At 70.7% G+C, this 16532-nt stretch carries 16 protein-coding genes; 9 read left to right on the top strand and 7 right to left on the bottom strand.

Translation table 11 applies throughout. The features are described 5' to 3' along the window. Positions 1-226: 226 nt before the first annotated feature. From ABH920_RS46260 to ABH920_RS46270, 3 genes are all read left to right on the top strand, one after another. Positions 227-1075 carry an SDR family NAD(P)-dependent oxidoreductase gene (locus ABH920_RS46260; protein WP_370355736.1) on the top strand — a complete coding sequence of 283 codons (849 nt, stop codon included), beginning with the start codon at positions 227-229 and terminating at the stop codon, positions 1073-1075. 381 nt (positions 1076-1456) lie between these two features. Continuing rightward, positions 1457-1807, top strand: coding sequence for a hypothetical protein (locus tag ABH920_RS46265; RefSeq protein ID WP_370355737.1), 351 nt, complete (start codon positions 1457-1459; stop codon positions 1805-1807). Between the two features lie 25 nt (positions 1808-1832). Next, on the top strand, positions 1833-2384 hold the full coding sequence (locus ABH920_RS46270; protein WP_370355738.1) for a TOPRIM nucleotidyl transferase/hydrolase domain-containing protein: 552 nt from the start codon (positions 1833-1835) through the stop codon (positions 2382-2384). A 225-nt stretch (positions 2385-2609) separates the two neighbouring features. On the opposite strand, the gene ABH920_RS46275 is transcribed toward ABH920_RS46270, so the two are convergent. Then, on the bottom strand, positions 2610-3869 hold the full coding sequence (locus ABH920_RS46275) for a chitinase (protein WP_370355739.1): 1260 nt from the start codon (positions 3867-3869) through the stop codon (positions 2610-2612). Positions 3870-4142: 273 nt separating this feature from the next. Here ABH920_RS46275 and ABH920_RS46280 point away from each other — a divergent pair, with 273 nt between their 5' ends. The 3 genes from ABH920_RS46280 to sigJ all read left to right on the top strand — a co-directional run bounded on the left by ABH920_RS46280 (position 4143) and on the right by sigJ (position 7241). Continuing rightward, positions 4143-5432, top strand: a complete 1290-nt coding sequence (locus tag ABH920_RS46280; RefSeq protein ID WP_370355740.1) for a chitinase — start codon at positions 4143-4145, stop codon at positions 5430-5432. A 218-nt stretch (positions 5433-5650) separates the two neighbouring features. After that, positions 5651-6244: a carboxymuconolactone decarboxylase family protein gene (locus ABH920_RS46285; RefSeq protein ID WP_370355741.1), complete on the top strand. Its 594-nt coding sequence runs from the start codon at positions 5651-5653 to the stop codon at positions 6242-6244. Between the two features lie 178 nt (positions 6245-6422). Beyond that, entirely contained in the window at positions 6423-7241 is an 819-nt protein-coding gene (gene sigJ, locus ABH920_RS46290) for an RNA polymerase sigma factor SigJ (protein WP_370355783.1), read from the top strand. Positions 7242-7307: 66 nt separating this feature from the next. On the opposite strand, the gene ABH920_RS46295 is transcribed toward sigJ, so the two are convergent. The 6 genes from ABH920_RS46295 to ABH920_RS46320 form a co-directional block, all read right to left on the bottom strand. After that, positions 7308-8051, bottom strand: coding sequence for a YoaK family protein (locus ABH920_RS46295; RefSeq protein WP_370355742.1), 744 nt, complete (start codon positions 8049-8051; stop codon positions 7308-7310). A gap of 64 nt (positions 8052-8115) precedes the next feature. Then, positions 8116-8643, bottom strand: coding sequence for a GNAT family N-acetyltransferase (locus ABH920_RS46300; protein WP_370355743.1), 528 nt, complete (start codon positions 8641-8643; stop codon positions 8116-8118). A gap of 83 nt (positions 8644-8726) precedes the next feature. Next, entirely contained in the window at positions 8727-9248 is a 522-nt protein-coding gene (locus ABH920_RS46305) for a hypothetical protein (RefSeq protein WP_370355744.1), read from the bottom strand. Between the two features lie 365 nt (positions 9249-9613). Continuing rightward, a complete protein-coding gene (locus tag ABH920_RS46310) occupies positions 9614-10270 on the bottom strand; it encodes an MBL fold metallo-hydrolase (protein WP_370355745.1) in 657 nt (218 codons plus the stop codon). 309 nt (positions 10271-10579) lie between these two features. Beyond that, positions 10580-11191 carry an MBL fold metallo-hydrolase gene (locus ABH920_RS46315; RefSeq protein ID WP_370355746.1) on the bottom strand — a complete coding sequence of 204 codons (612 nt, stop codon included), beginning with the start codon at positions 11189-11191 and terminating at the stop codon, positions 10580-10582. Between the two features lie 10 nt (positions 11192-11201). Then, positions 11202-11972: a maleylpyruvate isomerase family mycothiol-dependent enzyme gene (locus ABH920_RS46320; RefSeq protein WP_370355747.1), complete on the bottom strand. Its 771-nt coding sequence runs from the start codon at positions 11970-11972 to the stop codon at positions 11202-11204. Positions 11973-12150: 178 nt separating this feature from the next. Between ABH920_RS46320 and uvrA the strand changes: the two genes are divergently transcribed. The 3 genes from uvrA to ABH920_RS46335 all read left to right on the top strand — a co-directional run bounded on the left by uvrA (position 12151) and on the right by ABH920_RS46335 (position 16517). Then, the gene (gene uvrA / locus ABH920_RS46325; protein ID WP_370355748.1) at positions 12151-15258 is read left to right on the top strand and encodes an excinuclease ABC subunit UvrA; all 3108 of its coding nucleotides are present in this window, start codon (positions 12151-12153) and stop codon (positions 15256-15258) included. A 131-nt stretch (positions 15259-15389) separates the two neighbouring features. Further along, positions 15390-15836 carry a Rieske (2Fe-2S) protein gene (locus ABH920_RS46330; RefSeq protein ID WP_370355749.1) on the top strand — a complete coding sequence of 149 codons (447 nt, stop codon included), beginning with the start codon at positions 15390-15392 and terminating at the stop codon, positions 15834-15836. A gap of 144 nt (positions 15837-15980) precedes the next feature. Then, positions 15981-16517 (top strand): hypothetical protein, encoded by a 537-nt coding sequence (locus tag ABH920_RS46335; protein ID WP_370355750.1) that lies wholly within the window; start codon positions 15981-15983, stop codon positions 16515-16517. Positions 16518-16532: the final 15 nt, after the last annotated feature.

Consider the following 16532-nt stretch of genomic DNA (forward strand, 5'->3'; position numbering starts at 1 on the left):
CTCTGGTTCCGGTTCTCGTTCTAGCTCTAGTCCTAGTCCTAGTTCGGGCTCTGGTTCCGGTTCTCGTTCTAGCTCTAGCTCTAGTCCTAGTGCTAGCTCGGGCTCCGGTTCTAGCTCTAGCTCTAGCTCTAGTGCTAGCTCGGGCTCCGGTTCCGGTTCTCGTTCGAGTGCTAGTTCGGGCGCCGGTTCCGACCAGGCGGCGCTGGGAGCCCTACCCGGCGTCCGCGTGACGCCCAAACTCACGCCGTTCCGCTTCAACGGCGCGGTCGCGGTGGTCACCGGCGCGGCCGGCGGGATGGGGGAGCAGCTCGCCTACGGCCTGGCGCTGCGCGGCTCGCACCTGGTGCTGGTCGACCGGGACGCCGACCGGCTGGACGGCGTCGCCGCCACCCTGGCTCGGCGGCGTCCGGAGACGAGGGTGCGGACCTTCGTCGCGGACCTGTCTGACGCCGGCTCGGTCGCCAAGCTCGCCGCCGCTGTCCTGGACGCCGAACCGGTCCTCAACCTGCTGATCAACAACGCCGGCGTGGCGCTCGCCGGGACGTTCGCCGAGACCACGGCCGAGGAGTTCGACTGGGTGATGGCGGTCAACTTCGCCGCGCCGGTGGCTCTGACCCGGGCATTGCTGCCGCGGCTGCGGGAGTCGGCCGGCAGCCACATCGTCAACACCTCCAGCCTGTTCGGGCTGATCGCGCCGCCCGGTCAGACCGCCTACTCGGCGAGCAAGTTCGCGCTGCGCGGCTTCACCGAGGCGCTGCGGCACGAGCTGGCCGGCGAGGTCGGGGTGACCAGCGTGCATCCCGGCGGCATCAAGACCCGCATCGCCCTGGACGCGCGGGTGGCCTCCGGGGCCGACAAGGAGCAGAGCGAGAAGGCCATGCGCGCCTTCAACAAAGTTCTGACGTACCCGGCCGACCGCGCCGCCGCCCGGATCATCGAGGGCGTGCGGCACCGGCGCGGCCGCGTGCTGATCGCGTTGTCGGCGCGGGTGCCGGACGTGCTGGCCCGGTTGTTCCCGGCAACGTACTGGGAGTTCTTCGTGCGGCTGAACCCGCGTGCGGGCCGGCGTCGCTAGTGGCGCCGGTCCTGGCGCGGCCGCTGGTCGCGGCGCGGGCGTCCGCTCAGCGGTCCGAGCGTGCGTCGATCAGACAGATGAACGCCAGCGCGACGGCCACGATGGCGGCGATGAGGATGACCAAGCCCATGGGGAACATGTGCGACTCCTCGGATCGGTGCGGTTTTCATTAGAGCTTCGATCCGGCGCGGCGGATCGTCCAGAGCTGAATACCTGGCGATCCGCGGGAATTGATCGACGCCCGAAAACCTATCAACAGCTGAATACGTAGTCGGTGAAGTACCGACCCTGATTCGCTCCGTGTCGCCGCCCCCGTACGGTGTGCTTATGCCGCTTCGGTTGATGTGGTCCTGGACGCGGGCGCGTGGTGAACTACGGGCCATGCTGCGATCGAGGGGACATATCCACGCCGCCGTGCACGCCGCCGCGCTGTGGTTCTGGGCCCCGGTGGCGGCCTTCGGCTCCTGGGCGCTGTACCGGGCCCTGGGCTGGGGTACCGGCGGCATGGGCGGGGACGTGCGCGGTGCGGTGCTGGGCTGGGTCGGCGCGAGCCTGGTCGTGCTGGCCGTGCAGGGGGCCCGGCGGGGGGAGGTGGCCGACCGCGAGTTCGAGGCGGCCGCGCCGCCGCATCCGGTGCGCTACACCGTGCGGTACGCGGCGATCTTCAGCGGCTACCTCGTCCTGGTCGTGACATTGGTCCTGGTACCACTGGCACTTATCCTCAGCATCTGATCGGCCGCTGATCTATCCTCGACGCATGCGCGCGGCCATCCTCGTCGAGGGAGTGAGCGACCAGGCGGCGCTGTGCGCACTGGCCCGCCGCCGGGGCCGCGACCTGGACGCCGAGGGCGTCGAGGTGGTCGCGATGGACGGCGCCACCAACGCCGCCCGCTACCTGCACGATTACGGGCCCGAGGGGCGCGCTGTGTTGCTGGCCGGGCTGTTCGACGAGGCCGAGGAGCGCTTCTTCCGCCTGGGCCTGGAGCGCGCCGGCCTGGAGCCCGGCCCCAAGACCGAGGACCTGGAGGAGTTCGGCTTCTTCGTCTGCCGCGCGGACCTGGAGGACGAGCTCATCCGCGCGGTCGGCGCGGCCGAGGTGCTGCGCCTGGTGGCCGCCGAGGGGGAGGAGCGCTCGTTCCGGACGCTGCAGCGGCAGCCGGCGATGCGCGACAAGAGCCTGATCCACCAGCTGCGGCGGATGATGGGCGGCCGCAGCGGGGGCAAGGAGCGGTGGGCGCGGTTGTTGGTGGAGCGGGTGCCTTTGGAAGCGGTGCCTTATCCGCTTGATGCGGTGCTTGCTTGGGTGTGAGCTTGGCCGGCTGTGAGCCTTGGCTGGCTGTGAGCCTTGGCCGGCTGTGAGCCTGGCTGGCTGTGAGCTTGCCCGGTGGTGACTTTGCTCGGCTGTGGCGGAAAGCCTGATGCCCCGCAGCGGGGTCAGCGAGGCGGGGCATCAGGGTTCTCGAACGGGCCGGATCAGCCGGACCGGCGGCCGGACCGGCCGGGTCGGGCCCGGATCAGCCGGACTGTCGCGACCTCAGCAGGGCCCGTCGTCCGTCCACACGCCGGCCGCGCCACCGGGGATGTCATTCTCGGTCCACCACTTCGCCGTCCACTGGTGGCCGTTGTAAGACACCACTGCGCCGTTGGTGTACACGGACTGCGAGTTCCACGCCGCCGCGGTGCACGTTCCGCCGCCGCCCGAGGACGAGGAGGACGACGTGGGCGGGGTGGTGCTCGGCGTGCTGGACGTCGGGGGCGGCGGGGGCGGGGTCGCCACGCCGGCGAACTGCGCCGTGTACTTCGTGAAGTCCCAGTCGTTCTGCGGGACCGAGGAGCAGCTGCCCGACAGCGTGCCGTTGTTGTCCGGCGGGTTGCACTGCCGGTCGCGGTTCACCGACCAGTAGGTGTAGCGCGCCAGGCCGTGGCTGGTCGCGTAGTTCAGCACCGTCTGGAAGTCCGACTGGTAGAAGAACTCCGCGGAGTCGGTGCGGCCGTTCATCATCGACACGCCCTCGTGCTGGTAGGCGGTCGTGGAGTCCCAGCCCATGTGCGTCTGCAGCAGGCCGTGGAACGCCTCCAGTGCGGAGATCTGGGACGCCGCCCCGCTGAAGCCGCCGTCGAACGGCATGATGGAGAAGTTGTTCGGCGTGAACCCGATCGAGTGCGACTGGTCCAGCAGCTGCGTGCCGAACCAGCCGGTGCCGGCGCTGGTGCCCGGCATCGTCACCGAGACGTAGAGGCCCGGGTTGTTCTGCTGCAGGGTCTTCGCCGCGCCGAGCTCGTTGGCGATGGCCGAGGTGTTCTCGTACTCCGGCTCTTCGAGGTCGAAGTCGATGGCGTGCAGCCCGTAGGTGGTGATGACCTGCTGGTACGCCGCCGCCGTGGCCGCGACGCTGCCGCAGGTCTGGCCCAGCTTCGTGCCGCCGTAGCCGCCGACCGAGACCGAGACGTCGCCGCCCTTGGCGCGGATGGTGTTGATGACCGCCGGGATGGTGGTGTCCGAGCCGATCGGGCTGGTGCCGCCCCAGGTCGCGGAGCAGCCGCCGCCGTTGGGCGCCAGGATGAACGCCAGCTGGAAGGCCTTCTGGCCGGTCGCGTCCATGACCGCCGAGATGTCCGGCGGCGAGTTGTCCTCGGGCATCAGATAGGGCGCCGAGGCGTACCAGGTGCTGCTGAGCGGGGCCGTGCCGGGCGCGGCGTGGCCGGTGGCGGCGAGTGCCATGGTGGTGCCGGCGGCGATGGCCAGTGCCGCTGTGGGCAAGGCTATTTGCCGCTTCAAGCTCGCGGTTGCCATGGGGTCTCCGAACGGGTGGCGGGGGAGGGAAAATGCTGACTCCGGAGTCGCGAATCATGATTGGACTAGACCAGCTTCCCGTCAAGGGTTACGGGTAAAGGCCCGGCAAATAAGGGTCAAGCGTGGGTGATCGCTCGGCTGACCTGCGAGAAAAGATCAGTGGTGTAGACCCTTGACAGAACTCATTGGTCTAATCCACTTTGTGTGTCAGGGCGATTACATCGCCTCATGCTGTCACCTTCCTGTCCCCACACGGAAAGGTACGACCCTCCCATGACGACTCCAGCCCCGGGCCGTCGCCGCATGGCGATCCGGACCGGCGCACTGCTGGCCGCGGCGATAGCCGCGACCGGGACGGCGCTCGTGCACAGCGCCTCGGCCGCGCCGAAGGCGGCTTCCGGCGCCAGTGTTTACTCGGTCGCCCCGTACGTGGACATGTCCAACGGCCAGGAACCGGTTCTGGACACCGCGATCACCGGGCACGGCCTGAAGGCCTACACCGCGGCCTTCATCATCGGCGTCGGCTGCAACCAGGAGTGGGGCGACACGCTCCCGGTCGGCAACGACTCCTATACGGACCCTGAGATAGCCCGGGCCAAGTCCGAGGGCGCCTCGGTGATCATCTCCTCCGGCGGTGCCGCAGGCGAGGCGTTGGCCTGGACCTGCACCGACCAGTCCACGATCCAGGCCGGCTACCAGGCGATCATCAGCGACTACGGCGTGAACCGGCTCGACTTCGACGTCGAGGGCGCCGCGGTCGCCGACCAGGCGGCGGCCACGCGGAACTTCACCGCGATGAAGGCGCTGGAGGCCGCCAACCCGGGCCTGCAGTTCTCGATGACGATCCCGGTGCTGCCCTCGGGCCTGACCCAGGACGGCGTCAACCTCTTGCAGAGCGCCAAGAACGTCGGCGTGAAGATCGACGTGGTCAACATCATGACCATGGACTACTACCAGGGCCAGCAGGACATGGGCGCGGCGGCGATCAAGGCCGCGCAGAGCACCCTGGCGCAGATGCAGTCCGTCGACCCGAGCTACACCTACGCCAACCTCGGCATCACCCCGATGATCGGCGTGAACGACGACGGCTCGGTGTTCACCACCGCCAACGCCGCCAGCGTCGAGCAGTTCGCCGCCTCCAACGGCGTCGGCCGGCTCGCGTACTGGTCGGTGGACCGCGACCAGCCGTGCCCCGGCGGCGCGGGCGGCGGCGCTTCGTCGACCTGCTCAGGGGTCGGCGACGCGAAGCTGGCGTTCGCGGACGCGTTCGTGCCCTACACGGGCAGCGGCGGCGGGACCGGCGGGACGACTGGCGGCACGACCGGTGGTACGACCGGCGGGACCACTGGTGGGACCACCGGCGGCACGACGGGAGGCACCACCGGCGGGACGACCGGCGGCGGTGGCTGCACGGCGGCGCCGTGGAGCGCGAGCACGTCGTACGTGCCGAACGACGTCGTGTCGTACAACGGGCACAGCTGGACGGCGACGTACTGGTCGACCGGTGTCACGCCGGGCTCTGCCATCGCCTGGAACATCTGGAAGGACGACGGCGCCTGCTGAGACGCTTCGCGCTGTCTTTCGCACGTCTGTAGCGCCGTTTTTCGACTGCTGCCGCCGCCCGGTGTGGGTCACACCGGGCGGCGGTGGCTTTTGCGCGTGGCTGTGACCAGGCGACCTCACATTTCGGGGCCCTGCGGTGTCGTATCTATAAGCCGGTTTCACGAGCCGGACGGACGAGCCGGCTTCACGAGCCGGACGACGGACACCTGGAGGACGACATGACCACCGCGACGCGAATACCCGCAGCCGACATCACCGGTCTGTACGGGGCCCTGGTGAAGATCATGACCCGCAAGATGCTCGGGCGGGTCCCGGACTCGGTCGGGGTGATGTGGCACCAGCCGAAGGCGTTCAAGGCGCTGATGGGGTTCGGACGCAAGGTCGACAAGTGGCGCGCGTTGTCGGAGCCGCTGGCGACGTACGCGACGATGGCCGCCGTGGCGTGCGTCGGGTGCGGCTTCTGCCTGGACTTCGCGTACTTCATGGCACACAGCCGACATCTGGACGAGGCGAAGGCGCGCGAGGTGCCGCGCTGGCGCGAGTCCGACGTCTTCAGCGTGCTGGAGTGCCAGGTCATGGAGTACGCCGAGGCGATGAGCCAGACCCCGCCGACGGTCACCGACGAGCTGTCGGACGTGCTGCTCGCCCAACTGGGGCCGGCGGCGATGGTGGAGCTGGCGGCGCGGGTAGGGGCGGCGAACCTGACGGCGCGGGCGAACATCGCGCTGGGGATACGGTCGCAGGAGTTCTCGGCGGCCTGCGGCCTGGCGCCGCTGGCCAGGCCGTCGGCGGACATAGCCTCGGCTTCGTGAGCGAGGCGGTATGAAGACGGCTGCTACCAGAGGCGCCGCGAACCAGGGCGTTGCGCGCGAAGGTGCCCCCAGCGCCGGCGATGGCGCCGGTACCGGGACTGGCACCGCGACTGGCACCGTCGGCGACTCCGATCCCTTCCTCTCCCACCGGGGCCTGTTGTTCACCGTCGCCTACGAGATGCTCGGCTCGGCCGCCGACGCCGAGGACGTGGTGCAGGAAACGTGGCTGCGGTGGGCCGAGGTGGACGCCGGGCTGCGCGCGACGGTCGCGGACCCGCGTGCCTACCTGGTGCGCATCGTGACCCGGCTGGCGCTGAACCGGCTGCGCACGCTGTCCCGCCGACGCGAGGACTACGTCGGGTCCTGGCTTCCCGAGCCGCTGCTGACGAGCCCCGACGTGGCCGAGGACGTGGAGCTGGCCGAAAGCGTGTCGGTCGCGATGCTCACGGTGCTGGAGACGCTGAAGCCGGTCGAGCGCGCGGTGTTCGTTCTGCGGGAGGTGTTCGACACGCCGTACGCCGAGATCGCCCGAGCACTCGGCAAGACCCCGGCCTCGGTACGCCAGACCGCGAAGCGCGCCCGGGAACACGTCGCGGCGCGCCGGCCGCGCATGCGCGTCGACCGCGCCGAGCAGCGCCGCGTCGTCGAACGCTTCCTCGCCGCCCTCGGCGACGGCGACCTGCGCGCCCTGATGGCGGTACTGGCTCCGGACGTGGTGGTCGTCGCCGACGGCGGCGGAGTGGTGCCCACGGTGAGCCACCCGGTCACCGGTGCGGAGGCGGCGGCGGCCTACCTGGTCGCGGCGGTCACGTGGGCGGGGGAGCGCTTCGCGGTCGCGACGATGTGGCTGAACGGGGCGCCGGCCGCGCGGATCGAGGTCGACGTGACGACGGCGCTGAGCTTCGCGGTCGAGGACGGGCTGATCAGCCGGATCTACGCGGTGCGCAACCCGGCGAAGCTGGCTCGGCTGGAGGCCGAGACGGTGTTGGTGCGGTGAGCCGGGAGGCGCTCCGGGGCCGGCCCGGCCCGGCCAACTCACACCGGCGCCCTGAGTCCTCAGCCCTCACGCACTCGCGACACCGTCCCGCAACCGCCCCCGCCGCTCCGACCACACCGCGACCGCCACCAGCCCCACCGCCGCCGCGGCCAAGCCGTGCACCGTCCCGATCGACCAGGTCAGCCCGGCCGCCGCGCCGCCCCAGGCGCCGACCGTGTAGGCGAGCCACACCAGCGTCAGCAGCGCGATGCCTTTGCGCGCGCGCCGTCCCGGCTCCTCGGCGAAGGCCGAGATCAGCGCGACGAGGGTGCCGGTCAGCGTCGTGGTCGAGATCCCGCGGATCGCGACCTTCGCCGCGTACACGCTCTGCACCCCCATCGCCGCGGCCGCCACGCCGAGGCGCAGTTCGCGCGGGGCCGCGGCCAGCACGATCACCGATGCGAGCAGCAGCGCCTCGATCACCAGCAGGACCCACGGCGGCTCCCGGTCGCCGCTGCGGCGCGAGCGGCGCAGCGGCAGCACCGACACCGCGACGCCCACACAGAAACCGAGCAGCGACGAGAACGGGCCGTACGTGTCCGCCTCCGCCACCACCCCCGCGTGGTGCACCCCCGGCACCCAGCGCTCGGCCACCTGCACCGCGAGGAACACCGCGTTGCCGGTCTGGTTGGCGACGAACACCGACCCCGAGCGCACGTACGAGACCGAGTCCACCCACCCCGCGACCGCCGTCAGCAGCACCACCAACCCCGCAGTCCCGCGCACCTCCCGCAACCCCGCGGTGCCGTGCACCTTCCGCCCTCGCGCCACGGCTACCAGGATGGCGCGGCGAAGCGCGCGGACGTCGCAGGCGCGCCAGCCCGACCAGAGCAGGTCACGACGTCGGCACCCAGAATCGCAGCTTGTGATCCTGCTCGTCGGCGAACCGGCCGCCGCAGGCCTCGATCACCCGCCGCGAGCCCACATTGGTGTCGTCACACGTCACCAACGCCTCGGCGACACCCAACCCGGCCGCGACCGGCAGCGCCGCCCGCAGCATCGCCGTCGCGTGCCCCCGCCGCCGCGCACTCGGACGGACGTCGTACCCGATGTGCCCGCCGACGCGCTCCAGCTCCGGGATCAGCCGGTGGCGGATCGCCAGCCGCCCGAGCATCTCCTCGCCCTCGGTCCACCACAGCGTGGTCATCGGCACGAACCCGGGCTTGGCCCCGGCCTCGGTACCCTCGGCGATCACGCGCGCGACGTACACCTCGAACGCCGCCTCGTCGGAGTCGGACAACGCCGCGTCATCGACATCGGTGATGAACCACGAGGGCTCATACTCGGTGTCGGCGTGGAACTCCTTCACGGCCTCCAGGAACGAGCGCCGGAAACGTATCGAAGGATCTGTCAGCACAGGCATGCGCCCATGATTCCAAAATCCCGCGCCGGCCCGACAGAAATAACCGGCCACACAACCGGCCGAGCAGCGCGATCCGACGCGCCTCAACCAGCCGTCGCGACAGCCCGCCGCGCCAGCTCGATCATGCCGTGCATGACCGCGACCGGGATGGCAGGGTTCTGAGCGGCGGCGCGCGCATGGCGCCCGTCGAGCAGCAGCCTGACGAGCGCGGCGGGGGAGATGCGGGGGTCGACGGCGGCCGCATTGCGGACCTGGGGATCCGGGTCGTCCGCGAACCGATCGACCAGCTCGGGGGTCGAGGCCTTGTCGGTCAGCGCGAGCAGCCGCAGGCGCGGATCGGGGTCGTCGACGAACCGGAGCAGACCGTCCTTCGGGAAGTTCGGGTGGTTGCGGGGGCGGCCCGGGAACGTGAAGCTGCCGGACCACCAGGTCCAGACGCTGAGCAGCGTCTCGGCGGGCGTGTCGTCGCAGGATTCCGCCAAGAACAGGTGCACCACGCGGTCCTCGTCGCGTGCGAGCCGGTCCAGGACGTCCGGCGGCAGGTGCCGAGCCCGCGCGACACTGCGCCGGACCACCAGCTTGGGGGACGCGGCAAGCTGGCGCATGGCGTCGGGATCGTCATGGAGCGCGCCGACCCACCACAGGGCCTTGGGTGTGGTGGTTCGCTGATGCCCTGGCCTTCGAGCGGCCACGGCCGCCTTGTCGCCAGCTCGCTGCGCGCCTCGGCCAGCATGGTCCGGGTCTGGTCGTCGGCGGTGGCGGCGATCAGCCGATCCCACTGCGCGGCGGTCAGGTTCCCGCTCTCCGCCGCAGTCAACCTGACCCGGCGGTCCGCATGGCCTATGGCCGCATCGACGATACCGCTCGACACGTCCCGCCCGTAGAGAAAGGAGAGCTGGTGCGGTGAACGTCGCGCCCCTGGCCGCCGCGTCGAGCGCGGACCACTCACCGCTCACCGGGCCCGCCACCCCTACCAGCCCCGAGCCCGCCACTCCGCCAGCTGCGGACGCTCCGCGCCCAGCGTCGTGTCCTTGCCGTGGCCGGGGTAGACCCACGTCTCGTCGGGCAGCCGGTCGAAGATCTTCGTGACCACGCCCTCGTAGAGCGAGTCGAACGCCTCCTTGTCCCCGAACGTGCCGCCGACGCCGCCGGGGAACAGGCAGTCGCCGGTGAACAGGTGCGGGGTGCCGGTGGGGTCCCGGTAGAGCAGGGCGATGCTGCCGGGCGTGTGCCCGACCAGGTGGATGGCGGTGAGTTCGATGTCGTCGAAGCGCAGGACGTCGCCGTCGTCCACGGGGACGTCGGTCTCGACCGGGATGCCCCCGGCGTCGGCGCGGCCGGCGTGGGTGCGGGCCGCGGTGGCGGCGACGACGGCTTCCAGGGCCTGCCAGTGGTCGCCGTGCTGGTGGGTGGTGATGACTGCCTGGAGGCCGTCGGGCACCAGGGCCAGGAGGGTCGGGGCCTCGTTGGCGGCATCGATCAGGACCTGGGTGCCGGTGCTCTTGCTGCGCAGGAGGTAGGCGTTGTTGTCCGTGGGGCCGACCGAGACCTTGGTGATGGTCAGGTCGGGCAGGTCGCGGACGGCGGGCGGTCCGCCCTGGGTGACGTCGCCGGTGTAGTCGGGCATGGGTTCCTCCGGGGTCTGAGACGGGTCTGGATCGGATCAGGAGGCCGATGCACCTCGGCGCCGAGATACATCGATGGCGAGGTACATCGATGGCGAGGTACCTCGGCACCGAGGTATATCGAATCGAGGCGGCCATGTTGGTTCTGGTCTGCGTCGGTGCCGAGTACATCGATGGCGAGGTACCTCGGCGTCGAGGTATATCGATCGAGGTGGGCGTGTCGGCTTTGGTTCGCGTCGGTGTCTGTCGGCGCTGAGATGCATCGATGGCGAGGTACCTCGGCGTCGAGGTATATCGAATCGAGGTACGCGCTACGCCCCGATCCCGGCCCGCTCCGCGCCCAGCGTGGAGTCGTTCCCCCGAGCCGGGTACACCCACGTCTCGTCCGGCAGCGCGGCCAGCGCCCCGGTCAGCAGCTCGGCCGGCGTCGGGCCGGCCCCCACCCCCGCCCCCGACAACAAGTCCCCCGTGAACAAGTGCGGATGCCCCTTCGGATCGTCATACACCAGCGCCACCGCCCCCGGCGCGTCGCCGGCCAGGTGCATCGCCGTCAGCAGGGAGCGCCCGAGCCGGATCTCGTCGCCGTCGTGCAGCGCCACCTTTGTCGGGACCTCGATCGCGCCCGCGTCGTGGGCGCCGGCCATCGTCACCGCGCCGGTGGCGGCTACCAACTCGGCCAGTGCGCGCCAGTGGTCGCGGTGTGGGTGCGTGGTCACCACTGCGGCCAGTTCGCCGTTGACGAGTTGGATCAGGGCCGGGGCGTCGTCGGCGGCGTCGATGAGGACCTGGTCGCCGGTGAGGCGGTCGCGCAGGAGGTAGCAGTTCGCCGCCTTCGGGCCGACCGCGATCTTGGTGACGATCAGCTGTGCCAGTTCGTGGACGGCCGGCGGGCCGCCGACGTGGACGATGCCGTGGTACGTCATCGGCTCTCCTTCAGGCCCAGGCCGGCAGCTTCGGCAGCGGGCCGCGGCCGCCGGCCGGGATCACCGCGACCAGTCCGTCGCCGGAGGCGCGGCCGAGGAGCCAGGCCAGTAGGGCGCGCTTCGGGCCGCGGACGATCACCACGCCGGGGTCCTGCGGGTCCGCCTTCACGCCGTAGACCTGGTCCTCCTCCTCGACGTCCAGGCGTAGTGCCGGGAACTCCGGTCGGGTCTGGAAGCGGGCCAGTGCGTCGGTGAACCAGCGGTCGGTGAACGGGTCCGACCAGTGCGCCGGCGTGAAATCCAGGTCCAGGTCGACGTGGTGGATCAGGACCTCGCCGAGGCGCTTGCCGGGCAGCTGGTGCGCCGGGTACGGGGTCGCGTCGGCCGTCCGGTACACCGGGGCGTTCCAGTGCCCGGCCGCCTGCGCCGCGGCGTAGGCTTCGACGAAGCGGCCCGCCGATTCCCGCAGGTCCGCCAGCTGCTCCTGGACCGGCCGGGAAGAGCCGGCCTCGATGTCGGCGTTGCGCTTGTCGTCGGATTCGTACATCGGCGTGACCTCACCGGTCGCCGCGGTGTTGAGCATGTTGGACAGGCCGTCGGCGTTGCGGGCGATGTGGGCCAGGACGTGCCCGCGGGTCCAGCCCTCGCACAGCGAGGGCTCGCGCAGTTCCTCCTCGGCCATGGCGGCGACGGTGGCCAGCAGGTGCGCCGTGGCCTCGGTGATCTGCTCGAGGTCCGCGGCGGCGTCGAAGGAGGCGGGGATGGTCGGTGATTCGGTCACGGCGGTAACTCTTCCGTACCGGACCCCCGTCTGCCACACGGATCTTGAAGTAGGCGGGACGGATCGTGCGCCCGGCGCCGGGTCGGCGCGCGGACCTGCGCGGCGGGGCGGAATCCGGAACTTGTCGGAGGGCCCGTCTAGCATCGGTGCGAGTCATGTCTTCAGGAAGGTTGCACTAGTGGATCGGCTGATCGTCCGCGGCGCGCGGGAGCACAACCTCAAGGACGTCTCGGTAGACCTCCCCCGGGACGCCCTTATCGTGTTCACCGGCTTGTCCGGCTCGGGCAAGTCCTCGCTGGCGTTCGACACGATCTTCGCTGAGGGCCAGCGGCGATACGTGGAGTCGCTGTCGGCTTACGCGCGCCAGTTCCTCGGGCAGATGGACAAGCCCGACGTCGACTTCATCGAGGGGCTGTCCCCGGCGGTGTCGATCGACCAGAAATCGACCTCGAAGAACCCGCGCTCGACCGTGGGCACCATCACCGAGGTCTACGACTACCTCCGTCTGCTCTACGCCCGGGCCGGCCGCCCGCACTGCCCGGTCTGCGGCCGCCCGATCGCCCGGCAGAGCCCGCAGCAGATCGTGGACCGGGTGCTGGAGCTTCAGGAGGGTACCCGCTTCCAGGTCCTGGCCCCGGTGGTCCGCGAGCGCAAGGGCGAGTACGCCGACCTGTTCGCCGAGCTCCAGACCAAGGGATACAGCCGGGCCCGGGTGGACGGCGTCGTCGTGCAGCTCACCGAGCCGCCGACGCTGAAGAAGCAGGAGAAGCACACCATCGAGGTGGTGGTCGACCGGCTCTCGGTCAAGGCCAGTGCCAAGCGCCGGCTCACCGACTCGGTCGAGACCGCGCTCCAGCTCGGCGGCGGCATGATCACGCTGGAGTTCGTCGACCTCGCCGAGGACGACCCGAACCGCGAGCGCATGTACTCCGAGCACCTGTACTGCGTCTACGACGACCTGTCGTTCGAGGAGCTGGAGCCGCGCTCGTTCTCCTTCAACTCCCCCTTCGGCGCCTGCCCGACCTGCTCGGGCCTGGGCGTGAAGCTGGAGGTGGACACCGAGCTGGTGATCCCGGACCCGGACAAGACCCTGAGCGACGGCGCGATCACCGTCTGGGCCGCCTCCGGCATGGGCGCGAGCTGGTTCGGGCACATGCTGGCCTCCCTGGGCCAGGAGATCGGCTTCGACATGGACACGCCCTGGGGGCGGATCCCGGCGAAGGCCCAGAAGGTCATCCTCGAGGGCTACAAGAAGAAGCTCACGGTCCGCTACACCAACCGGCACGGCTCCAAGCGCGCGTGGGAGACCACCTACGAGGGCGTCAAGCCGTGGATCACCCGGCGCTACGCCGAGTCCGACAGCGACAGCGCCCGCGAGCGCCTGACCGGCTACATGCGCGAGGTCCCCTGCGAGGCCTGCGACGGCACCCGCCTCAAGCCGGTCATCCGCGCCGTCACCCTGGGCGGGGAGCGCTCCGAGGGCGGCCGCTCGATCGACGAGATCGCCGCGCTGCCGGTCGGCGAGTGCGCGCAGTACCTGCGCGAGCTGGCCCTGACCGACCGCGAGGCGCAGATCGCCGCCCGGGTGCTCAAGGAGGTCAACGAGCGCCTGCAGTTCCTGGTCGACGTCGGCCTGGACTACCTGTCGCTGGACCGCGCCAGCGCCACCCTGGCCGGCGGCGAGGCCCAGCGCATCCGGCTGGCCACCCAGATCGGCTCGGGCCTGACCGGCGTGCTGTACGTGCTCGACGAGCCCTCCATCGGCCTGCACCAGCGCGACAACCACCGGCTGATCGAGACCCTGATCCGGCTGCGCGACCTGGGCAACACCCTGATCGTGGTGGAGCACGACGAGGACACCATCGCCATCGCCGACTGGGTGGTGGACATCGGCCCGGGCGCCGGCGAGCACGGCGGGCAGGTCGTGGTCTCCGGCACCGTGGAGGACCTGCTGGCCTCCGAGGACTCGCTGACCGGCCAGTACGTCTCCGGGCGGCGCCGGATCGAGATCCCGGCGACGCGCCGGCCGATCGACCCCGAGCGGCAGCTGGTGGTGCGCGGCGCGCGCGAGAACAACCTGCGCGGCATCGACGTGGCCTTCCCGCTCGGTGTCTTCGTCGCGGTCACCGGCGTCTCCGGCTCCGGCAAGTCCACGCTGGTCAACGACATCCTGTACTCGACGCTGGCGCGCGAGCTGAACGGCGCCCGCACCGTCCCGGGCCGGCACACCCGGGTGGACGGCGTGGACCTGCTGGACAAGGTCGTGCACGTCGACCAGTCGCCGATCGGCCGCACCCCGCGTTCCAACCCGGCCACCTACACCGGCGTGTTCGACCACATCCGCAAGCTGTTCGCCAACACCACCGAGGCCAAGGTCCGCGGCTACCAGCCCGGCCGGTTCTCCTTCAACGTCAAGGGCGGCCGCTGCGAGAACTGCCAGGGCGACGGCACCATCAAGATCGAGATGAACTTCCTGCCGGACGTGTACGTGCCCTGCGAGGTCTGCCACGGCGCGCGCTACAACCGGGAGACCCTGGAGGTCCACTTCAAGGGCAAGAACATCGGCGAGGTCCTGGACATGCCGATCGAGGAGGCCGCGGACTTCTTCGAGGCGGTCCCGGCGATCTCCCGGCACATGCAGACGCTGGTCGACGTGGGGCTGGGCTACGTGCGCCTGGGCCAGTCGGCGACCACGCTGTCCGGCGGCGAGGCGCAGCGCGTGAAGCTGGCCGCCGAGCTGAAGCGCCGGGCCACCGGCCGGACGGTCTACGTGCTGGACGAGCCGACCACCGGGCTGCACTTCGAGGACATCAACAAGCTGCTCGGGGTGCTCCAGCGGCTGGTCGACCAGGGCAACTCGGTGATCGTGATCGAGCACAACCTGGACGTCATCAAGACCGCCGACTGGCTGGTCGACATGGGTCCCGAGGGCGGGCGCGGCGGCGGGATCGTGGTCGCCGAGGGCACGCCGGAGGACGTGGCGAAGGTCGCGGCCAGCCACACCGGCCGGTTCCTGGAGCCGATCCTGCACGGCGAGGCGAACGCCGCGACCGCGGCGCTGACGGCGGCGCAGGCGCGCAAGCCGCAGGTCGCCGAGGCGATCGAGGCGGCGAAGCGGAGCAACGCGCCGAAGGCGGCGGCCAGGACCGCTGCTTCGAAGACCACCGCGGCGAAGGCTCCGACGGCGGCCAAGACCGCGGCCGCCAAGACCACGGCGGCCAAGACCACGGCCGCGAAGACGGTCGCGAAGAAGGCGCCCGCCAAGAAGGCCGCCGCGAAGAAGTAGGGGTGTGGGTAGGGGTACGGGCCCGTGCCGATCGTGCTGATCGGCGCGGGCCCGCCGTATATCCAGTGCATGTTCACCACACGTCCGGGCCTCAAAGAATTCTCACAGACGGGCATGATGGACTACTCCCCATGTCTGATCATGTTGAGGTCGAGGAGTCGGGGCCGGACCGCCGGTCCGTCATGAAGGCCGCCGCCCTGGTCGTGGTGCCGGTGGCCGGGGTCGGAGCGGTCGCGGCGTGCTCCAGCTCGTCGTCCGGCGGCGCGTCCAGCGGGAACGGCACGGTGGTCGTGCCGTCCTCCTCGGTGCCGGTCGGCGGCGGCTACATCGACAAGTCGAACCAGGTCGTGGTGACGCAGCCGCAGGCCGGGGTCTTCAAGGCCTTCACGGCGGTGTGCACGCACCAGGGCTGCACGGTCGGCGGCGTCACGAACAACCGCATCGTCTGCCCCTGCCACGGCTCGGTGTTCAGTGCCCAGGACGGCTCCGTGCTGAACGGCCCCGCGGCCTCGCCGCTGGCGGCGATGACGGCCAAGGTGAACGGCGCGAACGTGGACGTCACCGGCTCCGCGAACTGATTCGGGACTGCCCGCGCCTATCGGAGAAACATCCTGTCATTGGCCCTGATCGGGCGACCCGCGGTTGTCTTCAGCGCCCGCGTCGCCCGACCGATATCCCTAGTGATCGTGCTCGCCGACCACTATTCAAGGGAGAACATCGCAGTGAGCATCCGCAGGTTCCGCAGGGTCTTCGCCGTCGGGATGACGCTGGTCGGAGCGGCATTGCTGGGCGCCGGTCCGGTGTCGGCCAGTGGCACCGGACCGGCCGCCGGCCCCGCCAGCGGCCCCGCCGCCGGCCCCACCAACGCCCCCATGGCCATCACCCTGTGCCACGGCTACGGCACCTACCTCGGCCTCGGCCTGCACCGCGTCGCCGCCGGCAAGAACCTCCTCGTCGTCGAGGTCTGCGGCGACCCGGCCAAGCGCACGATCAGCATGGTGCGCGACAGCTACATCAAGGTCGACGGCCAGCGCGCGGACAGCCTGCGCTTCCACTGGCGCTGGGCCGACAAGACCGGCGCGGTCAAGGGCGGCGGGGACGACGACAACGGCGCCTTCGCCCTCGGCCCGCAGAGCGAGAACACCTTCGCCTGGCCCTACTCCCAGCCGGTCGCGCCGCTGGCGCCGAGCGCGCGCTGCGTCGTCGGCGTCCTGAGCGAGGGGACCGCGCAGTTCGTCACCGAGCCCGTCTGCCCCTGACCCCGACGCGGGCCG

This window comes from Catenulispora sp. EB89, from assembly GCF_041261445.1.
In the GTDB taxonomy this organism is placed as follows: Bacteria; Actinomycetota; Actinomycetes; order Streptomycetales; family Catenulisporaceae; genus Catenulispora.